This is a genomic window from Microbacterium sp. zg-Y625 (genome assembly GCF_030246925.1).
In the GTDB taxonomy this organism is placed as follows: Bacteria; Actinomycetota; Actinomycetes; order Actinomycetales; family Microbacteriaceae; genus Microbacterium; species Microbacterium jiangjiandongii.
In genome coordinates this window covers 2,236,711-2,255,092 of record NZ_CP126740.1, presented here as the reverse complement: position 1 = coordinate 2,255,092, position 18,382 = coordinate 2,236,711, and the positions used below count along the sequence as shown (strand labels likewise).

The following is an 18,382-nucleotide window of genomic DNA, read 5'->3' as shown; positions in this document are numbered from 1 at the left end:
ATCCGACGCTGCGCGAGCACGAGCATCGCCTGGCCTGGGTCAGGCGGGGCTGACCGACTGGATGCTGGAGACCGGCAGGGTCCGCTCGACGTCGGCGGCCTTGTCGCGGCCGCGCAGACGCCCACCGCCCAGCCCGCTGGCTTCGAGCGTGAACTGCCGGTCGGATCCGTCGGGCAGCCGCACCGTGACGGTGATGAGCGCCTTCGCGCGCACGGCCTGTTCGAGCTCGCGGCCGAGCCACGCGGCATCCGAGTCGGACTCCCGCGCGCCGCGCAGCCGCCCGATCAGCGGCTCGTACGGGCTCGCCGTCGGCGCCGCCGGGGGAGCGGCCAGCTTGTGGCGCAGCACGGTGCGGGTGTGGCCGGAGGTGTCCTCCATGCTCACGGGGTAGCGCGCGTCGGCGAGCGCCCAGAACACCGCGTCGGGGTTCGAGCGCGACGTCAGTCCTTCTGCGTGCCGCATGAGGGCGAGGGGCCGCAGCGCCTGGTCCACGGCGAGCGTGTCGAGCACGGCGCGGTCGTCGCTGCGCACGAGGGTGATGCCGGATGCCGGATCCTCGACGACCCGGATGAGCCCGTGCCGTGCCGCGGTGCGCTCGATCTCGTACGCGAGCGGCTGGGGCAGGCCGGTCAGCGAGAGCGCGGTGAGAAATTCGCGCAGCGACTCGGCCGTCTCGCCGCCGGTGATCGCCGCCCCGATGGTGTCGGGCGTGAACCGGTAGCTCGAGGCCTGGGCGCGGGATTCCCGCAGCGCCATGGTGCGCAGGCGCATGTCGAGGTGCGGCGCGAGAGGCCCCGGCGCGATCGCGGTCAGGTCGTTCTGCAGGAAGACGCGGTCGACCTCCGGCGGCAGCAGCTCGCGCAGCGCGTCAAGATCGGCGTCGCCGCCGGCGGCGAGTCCGGCCGCCCACGGGGCGCTGGCGCCGTCCGCACCGATCAGCGCCCAGCGGTGCAGCAGCGCGCGCCACTGCTCCGCACGCGCGGGCCAGGCCGGGTCGAAGGGATAGGCCCGCCGCCACTCGGTCGGCGACGACCAGCCGCCCCCGTCGGTGCGCAGAGCGGTCGGCAGGGCGTCGCGCAGGCGGCGTGCCACCTGGTCCCAGCGGTCGACCGTGCCGGCCTGCAGCCACTGCAGGCCGTCGGTGGTGACGCGCCATTCCCTGTCGAAGGGGGCGGTGAGGCCCGCCACCGATGACAGGGTCACCAGTTCGTCGGCGGTGACGGCGTCGTCGACGATGCCGGCATCCATCAGTCGTCGACGTTCCGTCGCGCCCAGCGCGCCGGAGCCGATGCGGGCGAGCGGGGTGGTCAGTGCCAGCTGCAGGATGTCGGCGAGCGTCGCGGCGGCGGTGAACGCGCGTTCCGCGGCGGCGTCGGCCGGCTCGGGGTCGGACTGGGCCGGCTGCGGGGGCGCCTCGGTGAGGGGAGCGGCCGCGACCGCCTCGGCGACGGCGCGGTAGACCGTGCCGTCGGGGGTCACCAGAGCGCGGGCGATCAGTGCCGGCCGTGCCGGTTCGGCCACGGTGCCACCCTGCGCATCGACGAGCGCCTCGGCGAGGGGCCGGGGGAGCGCCGCGAGGGCACGCGTGAGAGGAGCGGCATCCTGCACGCCCTCTGCGGCGTCGAAGAAGTCCTCCCACGTGGCCGACGGCGAGATGCCCCGTTCGCTCAGCAGCGCGCTGAGGGCGGCGTCGTCCTGGCCGGCGAGCCAGGTCGCGAGCACACGGGAGTCCGCCGAATGGGTCACGTCACTCCGCCCTGTTGGCCCGCGCCCTTCGCGCGAAGTTCAGGATCACCAGCGTGATCACCAGGACGAAGGCCACGGGCGGGGTGAACCAGACCAGCGCTCCCACAGTGGGCCACACGCCCTCGCGCATGTCGGCGCCGTTGGCGGAGCCGATCATGATCGCCAGGAAGCACACGATCGACAGCAGCAGCAGGCCGAAGGACATGTACGCCAGGATGCGGTCGATCCTGTGGACCGGCACCTCTCCGCGTGAAGTGGGTGTGCTCATCGGCACCAGACTACTGCGTGGTCGGTACAGGTAGGCTTTGTTCGGGGCCGATCGGCCCCATTTCGTCCTGCCCGTCACGGGCACGATTCAGCGAGGTTCGCATGCCCACCGGCAAGGTCAGGTTCTACGACGACGAGAAGGGGTTCGGCTTCATCTCCGCCGATGACGGCCAGGACGTCTTCCTGCACGCCTCCGCCCTCCCCGCCGGCACGACCGGCCTCAAGCCGGGCACACGGCTCGAGTTCGGTGTCGCCGACGGCAAGCGCGGACTGCAGGCGCTCTCGGTGCGGGTGCTCGAGGCGCCCGTCAGTCTCGCCAAGCGCTCCCGCAAGCCCGCCGACGACATGGCGATCATCGTCGAAGACCTCGTGAAGCTGCTCGACGGCATCGGTGGCGACCTGCGCCGCGGCCGCTACCCCAGCGGGTCGCACGCGAAGAAGATCGCGGCCGTGCTGCGCAAGGTAGCCGATGACTTCGAAGCCTGAGCCCGCCGACGAGCGGCTGCTCCACGCGCACGACATCGCCCGCGCGGCCCTTCGCGAGGTGACCCCTGACGTGACCGTCGGCGATGCCGCGGGCTACACCCTCGAAGACGACGGCGTCGTCTCGCTGCGCTTCAACAACCGGATGCCGGGATACCCCGGCTGGTTCTGGACGGTCAGCGTCGCCGTGGTCGAAGGCTCCGATCCGACCGTCCTCGAGGTCGAGCTGCTCCCCGGCGACGGTGCGCTGCTGGCCCCCGAGTGGGTGCCGTGGGCGGTGCGTCTCGCCGATTACCAGGCCGCGCAGGAGGCTCAGGCCGAGGCGGCCCGCGCAGCCGGCGAGCTGACGGACGCGGATGCCGACGAGCGCGACGCGGACGAGGACGACGATGTGGACATCGACGACCTCGACGACCTGGATGCCGCGGACTTCGACGACGACGGCTCGGCCATCTTGCACGGCGGTGACCTCGACGGCGTCGACATCGACGAACTCGACGAGAGCGGGGACGTCGACGCGAGCTTCGACGACGCGGTCGACGATGACGACGCGGACGAGGACGACGACGACGACGCGGACGACGACGACGAGTCTGACGACGACGACGAGTCTGACGACGACGACGAGTCCTACTCCGCCAGCTGACTTCCCCCACCCGTGGCGCGGCAGTTCGGTCGTCGCAAACGACCCCGTTGGCGGGACCGCGGGGGACGTTTGCGACGACCGACGTCACGCGAAGGCCCGTAGGGCCAAGCGCCGAAGAGCCGAAGGCCGCGGCGGGTCAGCCCTGCACGGTGAAGGGTGCGGACAGCAGCGCCGAATCCCGCGACGAGCGGCCCACGAGCAGCTCGAACGCGCCCGGCTCGACGATGCGGCGGCCCTCGGCATCGACGATGGTGCAGTCCGCCACCGGCAACTCGAGGCGCACGGTGGTTTCGCTGCGCGGTGCCACCTCGACGCGGCGGTAGGCCTTCAGCTCTTTGTCGGTCCAGCTGACCGACGTCACGACGTCGCGCACGTACACCTGCACGACCTCGTGGGCGGGGCGGTCGCCGAGGTTGCGCACCGTCACGCTCGCGTGCACGACGTCGTCGGTGCCGAGCTCGGCGACGTCGATCGTGAGCGCGTCGTACTCGACCTCGGTGTAGCCGAGGCCCTCGCCGAACGCCCACGCCGGGCTCTGGGTGAGGTCGGCGTACCGGTCGCCGTGCTGCCCGCGGATCTGGTTGTAGTACGTCGGCTGCTGGCCGGAGTGGCGCGCGAACGAGATCGGCAGACGCCCGCTCGGCTCAACGAGCCCGAGAAGCAGTTCGGCAAGAGCATGCCCGCCGGCCATACCGGGGTTCGCCGCCCACACCACGGCCGCGGCATCCTGCACCGACGCCGGCAGCACCAGCGGCTTGGATGCCAGCAGCACGACGACCAGCGGCTTGCCGGTGGCGGCCAGCGCCTCAAGCAGCGCGATCTGGCCGCCGATGAGCTCCAGTGTCGCCGTCGAGCGGCCCTCACCCACGAGCTCGATGCGGTCGCCCACGACGGCGACCACGACGTCCGAGCGCTCGGCGGCGGCGACGGCCTCGGCGATCAGCGCGTCGTCGGGGGCGCACGGCACCACGACCTGCGGCCGCGGCTGCCCGTCGGGGAAGAACGCGCCCTCGGGGTCTTCGGCGAGCGTCAGGATGTCGGCGCCCCGCGCGTACTCGACGCTCCAGGATGCCGGAGTGTGCGCTTCCAGGCCTTCGCGGACGGTCGTGATCATGTGGCGCGGCTGTCCGTCGGGCAGCCAGTCGGCCTGTCCCGAGCTGCCCGCCCAGTCGCCCAGCTGCGTCTGCGCGTCGTCGGCGAGGGGGCCGACGACGGCGATGCGCCGAGCCGGGCCCGCTGCGGCGGCGCGCCCGTCGGCATCCGTCGTCGTCGCGTCGGTGAGCGGCAGCACGCCGTCGTTGCGCAGCAGCACGAGGGAGCGGCGGGCAGCCTCGCGGTTGAGCTCGGCGTGCGCGTCGCTGCCGACGACCTCGGCGATGCGGGCGGTGTCGGGCAGGCGCGGGTTCTCGAACAGTCCGAATTCGAACTTGAGCTTCAGGATGCGCGAGACGGCGCGGTCGATGTCGGACTCGGCCAGCGTGCCCTGCGCGATCGCGTCGAGCGCCCCCTGGAAGAACCCGGGGGTGGTCATGATCATGTCGTTGCCGGCCTTGACGGCGGCCGCGGCGGCGTGGGCGTGGTCGGGCTGCACCTTCTGCTCCCACACCATGCGCCCGACATTGTCCCAGTCGGTGATGAGGGTGCCGGTGTAGCCCCACTCGCCGCGCAGCACGTCGTTCAGCAGCCAGTCGTTGACGGTGATGGGCACGCCGTCGATCGACTGGTAGCCGAGCATGAAGGTGCGGCATCCTTCCTTCGCCACCCGCTCGAACGGCGGCAGGAACCACGAGCGCAGCTTGCGGCGCGACAGGTCGGCCTCGCTGGCATCCCGCCCGCCCTGCGTCTCGGAGTAGCCGGCGAAGTGCTTCGCCGTCGCCAGGATCGCGGTGTCGTCCGACAGGCCGCCTCCCTGGTAGCCGCGCACCATCGCCGAGGCCAGCTCGCCGATGAGGAACGGGTCCTCGCCGAACGTCTCGTCGACGCGTCCCCAGCGCAGGTCCCGGGCGATGCACAGCACGGGCGAGAAGGTCCAGTGCACGCCGGTGGCGGCCACCTCGACCGCCGTCGCGCGGGCGACCCGCTCGAGCAGGTCGGCGTCCCACGAGGCGGCCATGCCCAGTTGCGTCGGGTAGATCGTCGAGCCGACGAAGAACGAGTGGCCGTGGATGGCATCCTCACCGACGAGCAGCGGGATGCGCAGCCGCGTCTGGGCGACGAGGTCGTGGGCGAGGCGCAGGCGCTCGGGCGAGGCATGCAGGATCGAGCCGACGTGGCGGCGCAGCACCTGGTCCTCGACGTCGTCGCGCGCGTCGAGCTGCATCATCTGCCCGACCTTCTCTTCGACGGTCATGCGCGAGAGCAGGTCGGCGATGCGCTCGGACACCGGCAGCGCGGCGTCAAGGTATGGGGCGTCGGGGGTCACGTGCGAGGTCATGCGGAGGGTGCTTCCGTGTCGGTGCGCGCGGGCGCGGGGGAGGGGGAGGGCGTGTGACGCACGGCGGTCACGCCGCTGGTGGGCTTCAGGCCCTTCTTGCGCTGAGCGCGGGCACGGTCGCCGGCGGAGCGCAGGCGCGGGTTGACGTACTCGTCGATGCCGAAGTTGATCAGCGAGAGCGCCATGCCCAGGAGCGCAATGCACAGGCCCGCGGGCACGTACCACCACCAGTAATCGGGGAAGGCGCCGTTCTGCTGCGCCCAGAAGAGGATCGTGCCCCAGTTGAGGTTGGTGATGGGGATGATGCCGATGAAGGCGAGGGTCGTGAGACCCAGCACCGCGGCGGTGACGGTGCCCACGAAGCTCGACGCGATGATCGCCATCAGGTTCGGGAGCATCTCGACCGTGATGATGCGCCACAGCGGCTCGCCGTTGGCGCGGGCGGCGCGCACGAAGTCGCGGTCGCGCAGCGACATCGTCTGGGCGCGCAGCACGCGCGCACCCCATGCCCATCCCGTCAGGGCGAGCACCGCCGCGATGAGGAACAGGCTCGGGTTGTCGTACTGGGACGCGATGATGATCATCAGCGGCAGGCCCGGCAGCACCAGGAACACGTTGGTCAGGGCCGACAGTCCCTCGCTGCGCCAGCCGGCGACCATGCCTGCCGTCACGCCGACGGCGACGGCCGCGATGGTGGCGAGGATGCCGGCGAGGAACCCGACCAGCAGCACCCCGCGGGTGCCGTAGACGATCTGGCTGAAGACGTCCTCGCCCATGTGGGTGGTGCCGAGCAGATGCGTCCACGAGGGCGCCTGCTTGAGCGCGGTGTAGTCCTTCTCGAGCGGTCCGTACGGGGCGATGAGGTCGCCGAACACGGCCAGCAGCACGAAGAAGCCGAGGATGGCGAGCCCGGTGAGCGACTTGGCGTTGCGGAACATCGCGAACGACGCCGCCCACTTCTGGCGCGGTGTGGGGGCCGCGGTGGGGGCCGCAGCCGGGGTGGCATCCGCGGTGCCGGCCTGTGCTTCCGTGGTGGTGGGGATGGTCATGTCAGGCCTCCATCTGGCGGGCGCGCGGGTCGAGGAACGCATAGGCGATGTCGGCGAGGATGTTCGCGATGAGCACCGCCAGCGTGATCACGAGGAACAGCCCCTGCATCAGCGGGTAGTCCTTCGCGTTCGTGGCATCCAGCAGCAGCTTGCCGACGCCCGGGTAGCTGAAGACGAGCTCCATCACGAGCGTGCCGCCGACGATGAAGCCGAGCGACAGGGCGAAGCTCGACAGCTGCGGCAGCATCGCGTTGCGCGCCGCGTACCGGGTGACGACCCGCGACGGGCGCAGGCCCTTGGCCTGGGCGACGGTGACGTAGTCCTCGTCGAGCACGGTGATCATCATGTTGCGCATGCCCAGCATCCAGCCGCCGAGCGACGCGAGCACGATCGTCAGCGCGGGGAGGGTGCCGTGGTAGATCACGTTGCCGATGAACTCGAGCGTCAGCCCGGGCTGCACGCCCTTGGCATACGCGTGCGAGGCGGGGAACCAGCCGAGGCCGGTGGAGAACACGGCGATGGCGATGAGGCCCATCCAGAAGTACGGCACCGTGGAGAAGAACGTGGCGATGGGGATGGCGATGTCCGAGCCGCGGCCGCGACGCCAGCCGATGATCGCGCCGGCGGCGGTTCCGAGGAAGAACGAGATGATCGTCGCGAGCCCGACGAGTCCGACCGTCCACGGCAGCGCGGTGCCGATGACGTCGGTGACGGGGGCGAGGCCGTGGGAGAACGAGCGGCCCAGGTCGCCGCGCAGCAGCAGGCCCCAGTAGTCGATGTACTGCTCGAGGATGTTCTTGTCGGTGTCGAGCCCGAAGAGGGTGCGCAGCGCGTCGGCGGCCTCGGGGCTGATGGTGCCCTGGTTCTTCTGCAGGTACGCCGAGATCGGGTCGCCCTTCATCATGCGCGGCAGGAAGAAGTTGATGGTGATGGCCGCCCAGGCGGTGAACAGGTAGAAGACGGTGCGGCGTGCGGCGAACCTCACGACAGGGGTCCTTCCGTGGAGGTGGCGAAGTGCCGGTCGGGGTCGGGCGAGGCGTCACGCAGCGCGCGGGTGTACTCGTGCTGCGGGCGCAGGATGACGTCGTCCGCGGGGCCCTCTTCGACGACCCGGCCGTGGTGGAGCACCATGATGCGGTCGCTGAAGTGGCGGGCGGTGGCGAGGTCGTGCGTGATGTACAGCACGCCGAGGTTCGACTCGCGCTGCAGCTCGGCGAGCAGGTTCAGCACGCCGAGCCGGATCGACACGTCGAGCATCGAGACCGGCTCGTCGGCGACGAGGAGTGCCGGGCGGGATGCCAGTGCGCGCGCGATCGCGACGCGCTGACGCTGCCCGCCGGAGAGCTCATGCGGGTGACGGTCGATCGTGCTGTCGGGCTCGAGGCGCACCCGCTCGAGCAGTCGGCGCACCTCGCCCTCGACCTCGTCGCCGGGCACGACGTGGTCGAGCCGCAGCGGACGCTCGAGGTGGTGGCGCACCGTGTGGTACGGGTTCAGCGACGCGAACGGGTCCTGGAACACCATGCGCACCTGCTGGCGGTAGCGGCGCAGGGCACGGCCGCCGCGGGGGAGCGGGGCGCCGTCGAGCAGCACGTCGCCGCTCGTGGCGCGCTCGAGCTGAGTGATGATCTTCGCGATGGTGGACTTGCCGCTGCCGCTCTGGCCGACGAGCGCCACGGTCTCGCCGGATTCGAGGCGGAGGCTCACGTCGTCGAGGGCCAGCATGTGGCCGCTGCCGCGCACGCGGTAGCGCTTGGTGACCCCGCGGAACTCGAGGGTGGTCATCGGGGGTCCTCCGTCGTGACGAGGCGGTCGCCGGCGCCGCGCACGAAGTCGCCGCGGTCTCCGGTGAGGCTGGGGAACGACCCCAGCAGCGTGCGGGTGTACTCGTGCTGGGCGTTGCGGTAGAGGTTCTCGGCGGTGTCGAGCTCGACCACGCGGCCCTCCCGCATCACGGCGATGCGGTCGGAGATCTCCAGCAGCAGCGGCAGGTCGTGGGTGATGAAGACCACGGAGAAGCCGAATTCGTGACGCAGCTCGGAGATCTGGCGCAGGATGTCGCGCTGCACCAGCACATCGAGCGCGGTCGTCGGCTCGTCCATGATCATCAGCTGCGGGCGCAGCGCCAGGGCCATGGCGATCATGACGCGCTGGCGCATGCCGCCCGAGAGCTCGTGGGGGTAGGAACGCAGCCGGTCGCGTCCGACGCCGACCATGTCGAGCAGGTCGCCGCACTCGCGGGTGCGCTCGGCGCGGCCCATCTTGGGGCGGTGGGTGATGAAGACGTCGGCGAGCTGCTTGCCGACGGTCATCACGGGGTTCAGGGCGTTCATCGCGCCCTGGAAGACCATGGATGCCTTCGACCAGCGGAACGTGCGCATCTCGCCGTCCGTGAGCTCGCCGATGGCGACGCTCGTGCCGTCGGCGTCGTGGAAGACGACGGATCCGCCGGTGATGACGGCCGGTGGCTTCAGCAGCCGCTGCACGCCGTAGGCGAGGGTGGTCTTGCCGCAGCCGGACTCGCCGGCCAGGCCCAGGATCTCGCCGCGGCGGATCTGGAGGGAGACGTCGCGGACGGCCGCGACAGGCGGGTCCACGTCGTAGGTGACGCTGAAGTCGGAGATCTCCAGCAGAACGTCATCGGTCATGCGAACGGCTTCCAGAGAGTGAGGCGGCATCCGGGTCGTTGGGGGGAACGACCCGGATGCCGCGGTCTAGTGGGTCAGCTGGCGGGCTTCAGCTGAGTGAGGATCAGCACCGACGTGGGCTGAGTCGGGTCGGCGTTGACGTACGGGTCGTCGTCGCTCGGCCAGCCCTCGTAGTTGCGGGTGTTGAACTCGCTGATGAAGGGACGGGTGCCGATCGGCATGGCCGGGACCTCCTCGACGAAGATGCGCTGCATCGTCTCGAGGGCGGCGGCGCGCTCGGCGTCGTCGGTGGTGGTGGCGTACGTGTTGAGCGCGGCCGTGGCCTCGGGGCTGTCGAAGCGACCGAAGTTGAAGTCCGCCGGCTCGCCGAGGGGCTTGAGGAAGCGGCCGTCCATCATGTCGCTGTACAGGTCGTACGGGGTGGGGCCGGAGTCGGTCCAGTGCAGGATCGCCTGGAAGTCGCCCTCGCCCTTGGCGGCCCACCACGAGTCGGAGTCGGGGGTGTCGACCGCGGCGGTCACACCCAGCTGCGCGACCGCGTCGGAGATGAGGCTCACGCCGGTGACGTAATCGTTCCAGCCCTGCGGCACCGACAGCGTGAAGGTGACCTCTTCGCCGTCGGGGTCGACGAGCGTCTCGCCCTCCCAGGTGTAGCCGGCGCCTTCGAGCACGTCCTTGGCGCCCTCGACGTCGACCGTGAGCTCCGCGCCCTCGTACTGCTCGGTGATGTAGGCGTCACCGGCGGGGGTGGGAAGACCCGTCACCGACGACAGCACCGGAACGCCGTTCTCGCGGGCGATCTCGGCGTGCTGCTCGCGGTCGATCACCATGTTCACCGCGGTGCGGAACGCGACGTCGTCGAACGGCTTCTCCTGCGTGTTGACGAACATCGTGTCGATGCCGAGACCCGCCGGCGCCCAGTAGACGTTGTCCTCGTCCTTGTCGAGGAACGCCGACTGCACGTTGGGGATGAACGCTTGCGCCCAGTCCACGTCGCCGTTGGCGAGCGCCGTGGTCAGCGCCGTGTTGTCGGCGTAGGAGACGTAGTAGAGCGTCGGAACGGCGAGCTCCCCGCCCCAGTAGTCGTCGCGCGAGGTCAGCTCGACGCTCTGCGTGCTGAAGTTCGAGAGCACGTAGGGCCCGGTGCCGACAGGCTCCTCGTTGGTGAAGGTGGTGGGGTCCTCGACGTCCGCCCAGATGTGCTCGGGGACGATGAGCTTGTGCAGCACCTTGTCCTGCTTGACGAACATCGAGGTGCCGAAGGTGACGGTCACGGTGTCGCCGTCGACGGCGACGTCGGTGATGCCGAGGGCGCCGGTGTCGAGCCCCGGGGTGTCCTTGATGAGGGAGAACGTGAAGGCGATGTCGTCGACGGTGAAGGGCTCGCCGTCGTTCCAGGTGACGCCTTCACGTGCGGTGAGCGAGACCGAGGTGTAGTCATCGGCCCAGGTGATCTCCGATGCCAGCCAGGGCTTGACCTCGGCGCTCGGGTCGACGAGGTTCACGATGCCCAGCGGCTCGAAGATCGCGTTGGCGTACCCCAGGCGCAGGGCGGAGGAGTCCCCGACCCACGGGTTGTTGCCTTCGGTCGTGATCGGCCCGTCGGGCTTCGCGATCGTCAGGGCAGCTCCGGCCTCGGGACCTGCGTCGTTCGAGCCTCCGGCCGAGCAGCCGGTGAGCACCAGCGCGGCGGCGACGCCGGCGGCGACCAAAGAGGGCTTGAGCCTCATTGCTTCTCCTTCATGGTGGGGCACAGCGCAGCCATGCCCTCGGGTGGGGGCGCCCTCGGCGTCGTGACCGCGCGAGGAGGATTCTCCGGTTGTGCGGTGCCTCGGCAGCGAGTGCCCCTGAAACTTACCTTCTTGTCAGTAAGTAACGCAACATAGACTCCAGCTATGAACACAGAACGACGCGCTGTGCGGTCGCGACCGGAGACGCTCGCCCGCCGCAACGAGATCCTCGACGCAGCGGTCGAGGTCTTCGGCAGCAAGGGTTTCAGCGGCGGCACCCTGGGCGACATCGCCGACCAGGTCGGCATGACGCACGCCGGCATCCTGCACCACTTCGGCTCCAAGGATCAGCTGCTCATCGAGATGCTCGCCCACCGGGACAAGACCGACGTCGCCGGGCTCGAAGGCGCCCACATCCCCGACGGCGTCGACCTCTTCCGCCACCTCGTGCGCACGGCGCTGCGCAACGCCCAGCGCGCGGGGGTCGTGCAGGCCTATGTCGTGCTCTCGGCCGAGTCGGTGACCGACGACCACCCGGGCCGCGACTACTTCCTCGAGCGCTACCGCACGCTGCGGGCCGAGGTCGCCGACGCCTTCCACGCCCTGTGCGAGGAGCGCGGCGTGGAGGGACCCGACACGATCGCGCAGGCGTCCGCGGCGATCCTCGCCGTCATGGACGGGCTGCAGGTGCAGTGGCTGCTCGACCCCGACGAGGTCGACCTCGGCCGCGCCACGGAGTTCGGGATCGAGGCCATCGTCGCCGCCGTGCTGCAGGCGCCGCCGTCGCCGCTGGGGTGACCTCCGCCCCGGTCAGAGGGCGTCGACGACCTGCTCGATGCAGCGCGTGAGCTGGCGCACGTCGTCGGGCTCGATGGAGACGAAGGTCGCCACGCGCAGCTGGTTGCGCCCGAGCTTGCGGTACGGCTCGGTGTCGACGATGCCGTTGGCGCGCAGCACCTTGGCGACCTCGGCGGCATTCACCGCGTCGTCGAAGTCGATCGTGACCACGACCTGCGAGCGGTCGGCGGGGTCGGCGACGAAGGGCGTCGTGTACGACGTCGCCTCGGCCCAGTCGTAGAGCACCGTCGACGACTCGCGCGTGCGCCCGTCGGCCCACTGCAGCCCGCCGTTGCCGATGATCCAGTCCAGCTGGTTGTCGAGCAGGTACAGCGTCGTCAGCGCGGGGGTGTTGAGCGTCTGGTTCAGGCGCGAGTTGTCCAGCGCATTCTTCAGGCTCAGGAACTCGGGGACGTACCGACCGGATGCCGCGATGCGCTCGATCCGCTCGATGGCGGCGGGGGAGACGAGGGCGAACCACAGTCCGCCGTCGGAGCCGAGGTTCTTCTGCGGGGCGAAGTAGTAGACGTCGGCCTGCCCGACCGAGAAGTCGATGCCGCCGGCGGCGCTCGTCGCGTCGATGACGGTGAGGGCGCCGGCGTCGCCGTGCACGCGCTCGACGGGCGCCATGACGCCGGTGGAGGTCTCGTTGTGCGGCCAGGCGTAGACGTCGACGCCCTCGACGGGCTCGGCGACCGTGCGGGTGCCGGGCTCGGCCTTGCGCACATCCGGGGCCTGCAGCCACGGGGCGGCGGCCGCGGCAGCGAACTTGCCGCCGAACTCGCCGAAGACGAGGTTCTGGCTGCGGTTCTCGATGAGGCCGAAGGCGGCGGCATCCCAGAAGGCGGTCGAGCCGCCGTTGCCCATGATCACCTCGTATCCGTCGGGCAGGCGGAACACCTCACCGAGGTTCGCGCGGACGCTGCCGACGAGGCTCTTCACCGGCGCCTGGCGGTGGGAGGTGCCGAGGATCGCCAGCCCGGGCCCGACGAGCGAGGCGATCTGCTCGGCGCGCACCTTCGAGGGGCCGCAGCCGAAGCGACCGTCGACGGGCAGGATCTCTCGGGGCAGCGTCACGTGGGCCATGTGCCGATTGTAGGGCCGTGCCCGGCGGCATCCCGGCCGCTCCGGAGTCGTATGACGGCCACGCGATAGGCTGGAAGGGCTGGCACCGCTCCTGACATCGAGGCTTTGATGACCGATCTGATCGACACCACCGAGATGTACCTCCGCACCATCCTGGAGCTGGAGGAGGAGGACATCATCCCCCTGCGCGCCCGTATCTCGGAGCGTCTCGGACACTCCGGCCCCACGGTGTCGCAGACCGTCGGACGCATGGAGCGCGACGGCCTGGTCGTCGTGTCGGAGGACCGGCGGCTGGAGCTGACGGATGCCGGCCGGCAGAAGGCCGTCGATGTCATGCGCAAGCACCGGCTCGCGGAGCGCCTGCTCAGCGACGTCATCGGCCTCGACTGGTCGTATGTGCACGAAGAGGCCTGCCGCTGGGAGCACGTGATGAGCGAGCAGGTGGAGCGGCGCCTCATCGAGCTGCTGGGTCACCCCACCGAGTCGCCGTACGGCAACCCGATCCCGGGGCTCGACCAGCTGGGCGACGTGCCGGCCACGACCTTCGACATGGGTGTGGTGGGACTGGTGCGGCGCCTCAACGCCGCCGACGCACCGATCCGCGGGACCGTCCGACGCCTGGCCGAACCGGCCCAGGTCGACCCCGAGCTGCTGAAGCAGCTGCGGGCCGCCGGGGTGGTTCCCGGGGGCGTGGGGGACTTCCGTTACAACGAGGGATACGTGCTCGTGCAGATGGACGACAACGACGAGGCGCTGGAGCTTCCGGTCGAGGTCGCGTCGCACATCTTCCTCGTCGACGACCGCGTCTGACCGCGGCGGGCGACGCCTCCCCAGCGGGCGCGTTGGAGCATCTGTCCACCAGAACGTGACTTGTTCGTTATCTTGCGGTACCGTCGGAGAGTCCAACGGCGAGAAGCCCGCCAACGGATACCATCGGGATCGCCTCAGCGGCTCGTCGTCCCTGTGGGAAACCCGCATATCTGTGCCCCGACACCGATAGCTGACGAGCCAGCGTCCACCCGGCGCCGAGGCGCCGGAGGGTGACTTGACCGAAAACCACGATCTGTCTCGCGAGGACGCTGAGATCGCTCCCACGGGAGCAACGCGCAGGACCCGTCTCAGCCCCGCACTGACAGCTTCCCGGCTGATGAGCCGCCGTTCCGCGGCCACGGTGCCCGCTTCGCCGCTCGCCCGTCGCGAGAAGGCGAAGCCCGCCCGCAGCTTCGCGATCGTCGCCATGGTCGTCGGACTCATCGCCACCGTCGCGCTGCCCGCCTACGCCGCGACGACCCGTCCGGTCAGCGAGGCCGAAGCGGTCACGCTGCACCAGGCCGCCGCCGACAACGCGCAGTCGCTCGTCGTGGCATCCGAGGCGACGCCCGAGGCGCTCGAGCGCTACAGCTACTCGGCCACCACGCCCGAAGAGATCGAGAAGAAGAAGGCCGAAGAGGCCGCTGCAGCCCGCGCCGCCGCGAGCGCCGCTGCCGCAGCCACCGCCCGTCGCACCGGATCGGTCGCCTCCGTCGACCTGTCGATGACGGCCGCGGGGTCGGGCGAAGTGCGCTGGCCCGTCGCCGACTTCAGCTACCAGAGCTACAACCTGTTCGGTGGATACGCCGGACACAAGGGCTTCGACATGATGACCGGTACGGGAACGCCGATCTTCGCTGCGGCATCCGGTGTCGTGCGCACCTCGACCGACGGCGGCGGCAGCTACGGCGCCGTCGTGATGATCGACTCGGTCGTCGGCGGCCAGAAGGTCAGCACCACCTACGCCCACATGTCCTACGGCACCCGCGTCGTCTCGGCCGGCCAGACCGTGCAGGCCGGGCAGCTGATCGGCCAGGTCGGTCAGACCGGGTACGCGACGGCCCCGCACCTGCACTTCGAGGTGCAGGTCAACGGCTCGTACATCGACCCGCTGGCCTGGCTCCAGTCCAACGCAGGCTGACGCCGCGTCGTCGCGAGGTTCGTGCCGACGCTGGATCGCTGTGCGCGTGCGACACGCGCACCCGCCGTTCATCCGCGCTCCGGAGCCGGTGCGGTGTGGGTGGGTTACCCTGATCCCGACGCTGAGAGAAGGCGGAGGGAAGCCGATGGGCGGCACGCGACGCATCCGAACCACGGATGTGCTCGGGCTGTTCGCCCTTCGGCATCATGAGAACGGATGCTGCGGCTCTGCCGCCGCGCGCCAGGCGCTGTCTGTGAAGACGGCGCCTTTTTTCATGCCCTTTTTCGTGCCCGCCGCCGATCGATCGTCACGTGAGTCGAATATCCGAGAATCCGTCCCGGCCATTCGAGAGGACATCGATTGTGCGCACACTGGTGCTGAACGCCGGCTACGAGCCGCTCGCCGTGGTCTCCTTCAAGCGGGCCCTGGTGCTCGTGATGAACGACAAGGCCACCATCGTCGAATGTGTCGAGGGTGACCCGGTCTGGGCCGCGAGCGGGGCGTACGACCGCCCCGCCGTCATCCTGCTGACCCGCTATGTGCGGGTGCCGGGGGCGCGTCGCGTGCCGGTGACCCGCCGCGGGGTGCTGCGCCGCGATGCGCACCACTGCGGATACTGCGGCAAGACCGCGACGACGATCGACCACGTGATGCCGCGGTCCCGAGGGGGCGAGGACTCGTGGGAGAACCTCGTCGCGGCATGTGTGCGCTGCAACAACGCCAAGGGCGACCGCACCCCGCAGGAGATGGGGTGGGAGCTGCGCCTCGTGCCGCACGCCCCGCGCGGCGGGCAGTGGACCGTGCGCGGCACCGAGCGTGCCGACCCGCGGTGGGAGCCGTACCTGGCGCTTGCCGCGTAGCGGACTCCGGTGCGTTGCGGCGGCCGCGCTCGTTGCGGCATCCGTCCCGCCGCCGCATCCGCGCCGCCGCGGCATCCACCCCGCCGCGGCATCCACCCCGCCGAGAAACCACTTTCGGGGTGAGACACCACGCAATGCGGTGTTTCTCATCCGAAAGGTGGTTTCTCGCGGTGAAGAGGCGGCCGGCGAAGCGCGGGCGGATGCCGGTGATCGGCGGGCCCGGCATCGATTCTTGAGGAGTTGGCCTCGGGAGGCAGGGGACGAGGCGGGCCACAGGGGCCGGGATCCCGCCACTCACACGCCCGGAGGCGATGTCGGAACCCGAGCGTATCTTCGACCACGACGTTGATGATCTAGAACATCCGTTCTAGTCTGTGTTGGTGAGGTCGATCGTGCGCAATCCAGCTGCTGCAGAAGACGTGCAGCGTCTGCGCGCGCAGCTCGAGCGCGTGCAGGGGCGGCGGATGGATGCCCCCGTGTTGCCGGCCGACCCGGCGCTCGCGGGCCTGCTCCCGGGGCGAGGGCTGCGGCCGGGGTCGGCGTACGCACTCGGCTCGTCGCTCACCCTGCTCTCCGCCCTGCTGGCCCCGCCGTCGCAGGCGGGATCCTGGTGCGGGGTCGTGGGCATGCCCGAGTTCGGCGCCGAGGCGGCCGAGCGGGTGGGGGTCGCTCTCGACAAGCTGGTACTGATCCCCGAGCCCGGCACCCGGTGGCTGGCGGTCACGGCCGCCGTCGCCGAGGTGCTGCCCGTGGTGGCGGTGCGCCCGCCCTCGCGGGCGAGGGATGCCGACATCTCGCGGCTCGCCGCCCGCCTGCGCGAGCGCGGCGCGGTGCTGCTGGTGCAGGGCACGTGGCCGCAGACCGAGGCGATGATCGACGTCAGCGACCCGGTGTGGTCGGGGGTCGGCGACGGCCACGGCTACCTCGCCGCGCGCGAGCTCACCGTCACCGTAAGCAGCCGCCGATCGCCCGTGCCGCGCCGCGCGCGCGTGCAGCTGCCGGCATCGTCGGGGCAGGTGGCCGCGGCATCCACTCCGGTGCCGCGCTCGGCACCGATGCCGCTTCCGATCCGGGCGGCGGGATGAGTACCGCACCCGATGCCCCCGTGCCCCGCACCCTCGTGCTGTGGCTGCCGGACTGGCCCGTCGTCGCCCTCGCCCGTGAGGCGGGGGTGGATGCCGCCGCGCCCGTCGCCGTGCTCGACAAGGGGGCGGTGGTCGCCTGTTCCGCCGCCGCCCGCGCCGAGGGGGTGCGCCGGGGCCAGCGCCGCCGCGACGCGCAGGCGCGGTGCCCGCAGCTGACGGTCGCCGACGCCGACCCCACCCGCGACCAGCGGGTGTTCGCCCCGCTCATCGCCCGGATCGAGGAGCTCGCCCCCGGGGTGCAGCTCATGCGGGCGGGCCTGTGTGCGCTGCGCGCTCGGGGGCCGGCCCGCTACTACGGCGGCGAGGAGCGCGCCGCCCACACCCTGCGCGACGCGATGGGCGACACCGATGCCCGCATCGCCATCGCCGACGGCCCCTTCACCGCGGAGCAGGCCGCCCGCCGCACCCTCGCCGAGGCGCCGGTGCGCATCGTGCCGGCGGGGGAGTCCGCCGCCTTCCTCGCGCCGCTGCCGATCACCGTGCTCGACGAGCCCGACGTCGTCGACCTGCTGGGGCGGCTCGGTGTGCAGAGCCTCGGGCAGTTCGCGGCCCTGCCCGCCGAGCGCGTCGGCGAGCGGTTGGGGGAGCGCGGCATCCGCCTGCACTCCCTCGCCGCGGGGCGCGACTCGCGTCCCGTGCAGCCGCGTACGCCGCCGCCGGATCTCGACCGCGAGGTGTCGTTCGAGCCGCCGCTCGAGATCGCCGACCAGGTGGCCTTCGCCATGCGCGTCGCCGCCGAGGAGTTCATCGGCGCGCTCGGCGCCCTCGACCTCGTGTGCACCGAGCTGCGGGTGCAGATCACCGGCGACCGCGCCGAGACGAGCGAGCGGGTGTGGCTGCATCCCGGCGCGTTCACCGCCGGCGAGGTGGTCGACCGGGTGCGCTGGCAGCTGGGCGAGGCGGGGCTGCGCAGCGCCGTCACGCGGGTGCGCATCGCTCCCGAGACGGTGGATGCCGCCGCCCACCACGTGCGCTCGCTCTTCGGTGGCGGACCCGACGAGCGCGTGCACCATGCCCTGTCGCGGGTGCAGGCGATGCTCGGGCATCGCGGGGTGGTGACCCCCGTCGTCGGCGGGGGGCGGTGGCTCAGCGAGAGACAGGTGCTGGTGCCGTGGGGCGACCGCCCGGTGCTCGCCAAGCCCCGCGAGAGGCCATGGCCGGGGAGCCTTCCCGACCCGCTGCCGTCGACGGTGTTCGATCCGCCGCGCCCGGTGACGGTGGTCGACGCCGACGGCGACACGGTGGCCGTCGGCGACCGCGACGCGCTGACGGCGCCGCCGGCGGTGCTGGTCGAGAATGGACGGCGCCGGCGCATCGCCGCGTGGGCGGGTCCGTGGCCGGTGCGCGAGCGGGGGTGGGATGCCGCCCGCGCGCGGCGCGCCCACCGGTTCCAGGTGGTGGATGCCGAGCAGTCCGCGTGGCTGCTTGTCTGCGAGGCGGGCGACTGGTCGGCGGAGGGCCGCTATGACTGACCCTCGCCCGAAGACGACGGACCCCCGC

The 18,382-nt window shown here is 71.2% G+C and carries 17 protein-coding genes; 8 read left to right on the top strand and 9 right to left on the bottom strand.

What is annotated here, in order from left to right; translation table 11 throughout:
- Positions 1 to 39: 39 nt before the first annotated feature.
- Positions 40 to 1,746 carry a helicase-associated domain-containing protein gene (locus QNO14_RS10355; protein WP_257505209.1) on the bottom strand — a complete coding sequence of 569 codons (1,707 nt, stop codon included), beginning with the start codon at positions 1,744 to 1,746 and terminating at the stop codon, positions 40 to 42.
- Position 1,747: 1 nt separating this feature from the next.
- On the bottom strand, positions 1,748 to 2,014 hold the full coding sequence (locus tag QNO14_RS10350) for a multidrug ABC transporter ATPase (RefSeq protein ID WP_257495571.1): 267 nt from the start codon (positions 2,012 to 2,014) through the stop codon (positions 1,748 to 1,750).
- A gap of 101 nt (positions 2,015 to 2,115) precedes the next feature.
- Between QNO14_RS10350 and QNO14_RS10345 the strand changes: the two genes are divergently transcribed.
- Together QNO14_RS10345 and QNO14_RS10340 are read left to right on the top strand one after the other, a co-directional pair.
- Positions 2,116 to 2,499 carry a cold-shock protein gene (locus QNO14_RS10345; protein ID WP_257495572.1) on the top strand — a complete coding sequence of 128 codons (384 nt, stop codon included), beginning with the start codon at positions 2,116 to 2,118 and terminating at the stop codon, positions 2,497 to 2,499.
- Positions 2,483 to 3,142: a DUF3027 domain-containing protein gene (locus QNO14_RS10340; RefSeq protein WP_257505207.1), complete on the top strand. Its 660-nt coding sequence runs from the start codon at positions 2,483 to 2,485 to the stop codon at positions 3,140 to 3,142. Before QNO14_RS10345 ends, QNO14_RS10340 begins: the two co-directional genes overlap by 17 nt.
- A gap of 136 nt (positions 3,143 to 3,278) precedes the next feature.
- Here QNO14_RS10340 and QNO14_RS10335 read toward each other — a convergent pair whose 3' ends face one another.
- The 6 genes from QNO14_RS10335 to QNO14_RS10310 form a co-directional block, all read right to left on the bottom strand.
- Positions 3,279 to 5,576: an exo-beta-d-1,3/1,6-glucosidase gene (locus QNO14_RS10335; protein ID WP_257505205.1), complete on the bottom strand. Its 2,298-nt coding sequence runs from the start codon at positions 5,574 to 5,576 to the stop codon at positions 3,279 to 3,281.
- On the bottom strand, positions 5,573 to 6,625 hold the full coding sequence (locus tag QNO14_RS10330; protein WP_257505203.1) for an ABC transporter permease: 1,053 nt from the start codon (positions 6,623 to 6,625) through the stop codon (positions 5,573 to 5,575). Before QNO14_RS10330 ends, QNO14_RS10335 begins: the two co-directional genes overlap by 4 nt.
- Position 6,626: 1 nt before the next feature.
- On the bottom strand, positions 6,627 to 7,610 hold the full coding sequence (locus QNO14_RS10325) for an ABC transporter permease (RefSeq protein ID WP_257505201.1): 984 nt from the start codon (positions 7,608 to 7,610) through the stop codon (positions 6,627 to 6,629).
- On the bottom strand, positions 7,607 to 8,410 hold the full coding sequence (locus QNO14_RS10320) for an ABC transporter ATP-binding protein (RefSeq protein WP_257505200.1): 804 nt from the start codon (positions 8,408 to 8,410) through the stop codon (positions 7,607 to 7,609). Before QNO14_RS10320 ends, QNO14_RS10325 begins: the two co-directional genes overlap by 4 nt.
- Positions 8,407 to 9,273, bottom strand: a complete 867-nt coding sequence (locus QNO14_RS10315) for an ABC transporter ATP-binding protein (protein ID WP_257505198.1) — start codon at positions 9,271 to 9,273, stop codon at positions 8,407 to 8,409. Before QNO14_RS10315 ends, QNO14_RS10320 begins: the two co-directional genes overlap by 4 nt.
- Positions 9,274 to 9,347: 74 nt before the next feature.
- The gene (locus QNO14_RS10310) at positions 9,348 to 11,003 is read right to left on the bottom strand and encodes an ABC transporter substrate-binding protein (protein WP_257505197.1); all 1,656 of its coding nucleotides are present in this window, start codon (positions 11,001 to 11,003) and stop codon (positions 9,348 to 9,350) included.
- A 165-nt stretch (positions 11,004 to 11,168) separates the two neighbouring features.
- On the opposite strand from QNO14_RS10310, the gene QNO14_RS10305 reads away from it, so the two are divergent.
- The gene (locus QNO14_RS10305; RefSeq protein ID WP_257505196.1) at positions 11,169 to 11,801 is read left to right on the top strand and encodes a TetR/AcrR family transcriptional regulator; all 633 of its coding nucleotides are present in this window, start codon (positions 11,169 to 11,171) and stop codon (positions 11,799 to 11,801) included.
- Between the two features lie 12 nt (positions 11,802 to 11,813).
- Here the strand turns inward: QNO14_RS10305 and serC are convergent, their stop codons facing one another.
- Positions 11,814 to 12,926 (bottom strand): phosphoserine transaminase, encoded by a 1,113-nt coding sequence (gene serC / locus QNO14_RS10300; protein ID WP_257505194.1) that lies wholly within the window; start codon positions 12,924 to 12,926, stop codon positions 11,814 to 11,816.
- A 108-nt stretch (positions 12,927 to 13,034) separates the two neighbouring features.
- On the opposite strand from serC, the gene QNO14_RS10295 reads away from it, so the two are divergent.
- The 5 genes from QNO14_RS10295 to QNO14_RS10275 all read left to right on the top strand — a co-directional run bounded on the left by QNO14_RS10295 (position 13,035) and on the right by QNO14_RS10275 (position 18,354).
- The gene (locus QNO14_RS10295) at positions 13,035 to 13,736 is read left to right on the top strand and encodes an iron-dependent transcriptional repressor DtxR (RefSeq protein ID WP_257495575.1); all 702 of its coding nucleotides are present in this window, start codon (positions 13,035 to 13,037) and stop codon (positions 13,734 to 13,736) included.
- Positions 13,737 to 14,073: 337 nt separating this feature from the next.
- Entirely contained in the window at positions 14,074 to 14,877 is an 804-nt protein-coding gene (locus QNO14_RS10290; RefSeq protein WP_257505192.1) for a M23 family metallopeptidase, read from the top strand.
- A gap of 362 nt (positions 14,878 to 15,239) precedes the next feature.
- Positions 15,240 to 15,737, top strand: coding sequence for an HNH endonuclease (locus QNO14_RS10285; RefSeq protein ID WP_257495577.1), 498 nt, complete (start codon positions 15,240 to 15,242; stop codon positions 15,735 to 15,737).
- Between the two features lie 380 nt (positions 15,738 to 16,117).
- Positions 16,118 to 16,822: a DnaE2-dependent mutagenesis accessory factor ImuA' gene (gene imuA' / locus QNO14_RS10280; protein WP_257505191.1), complete on the top strand. Its 705-nt coding sequence runs from the start codon at positions 16,118 to 16,120 to the stop codon at positions 16,820 to 16,822.
- Positions 16,819 to 18,354 carry a DNA polymerase Y family protein gene (locus tag QNO14_RS10275; RefSeq protein ID WP_257505190.1) on the top strand — a complete coding sequence of 512 codons (1,536 nt, stop codon included), beginning with the start codon at positions 16,819 to 16,821 and terminating at the stop codon, positions 18,352 to 18,354. Before imuA' ends, QNO14_RS10275 begins: the two co-directional genes overlap by 4 nt.
- Positions 18,355 to 18,382: the final 28 nt, after the last annotated feature.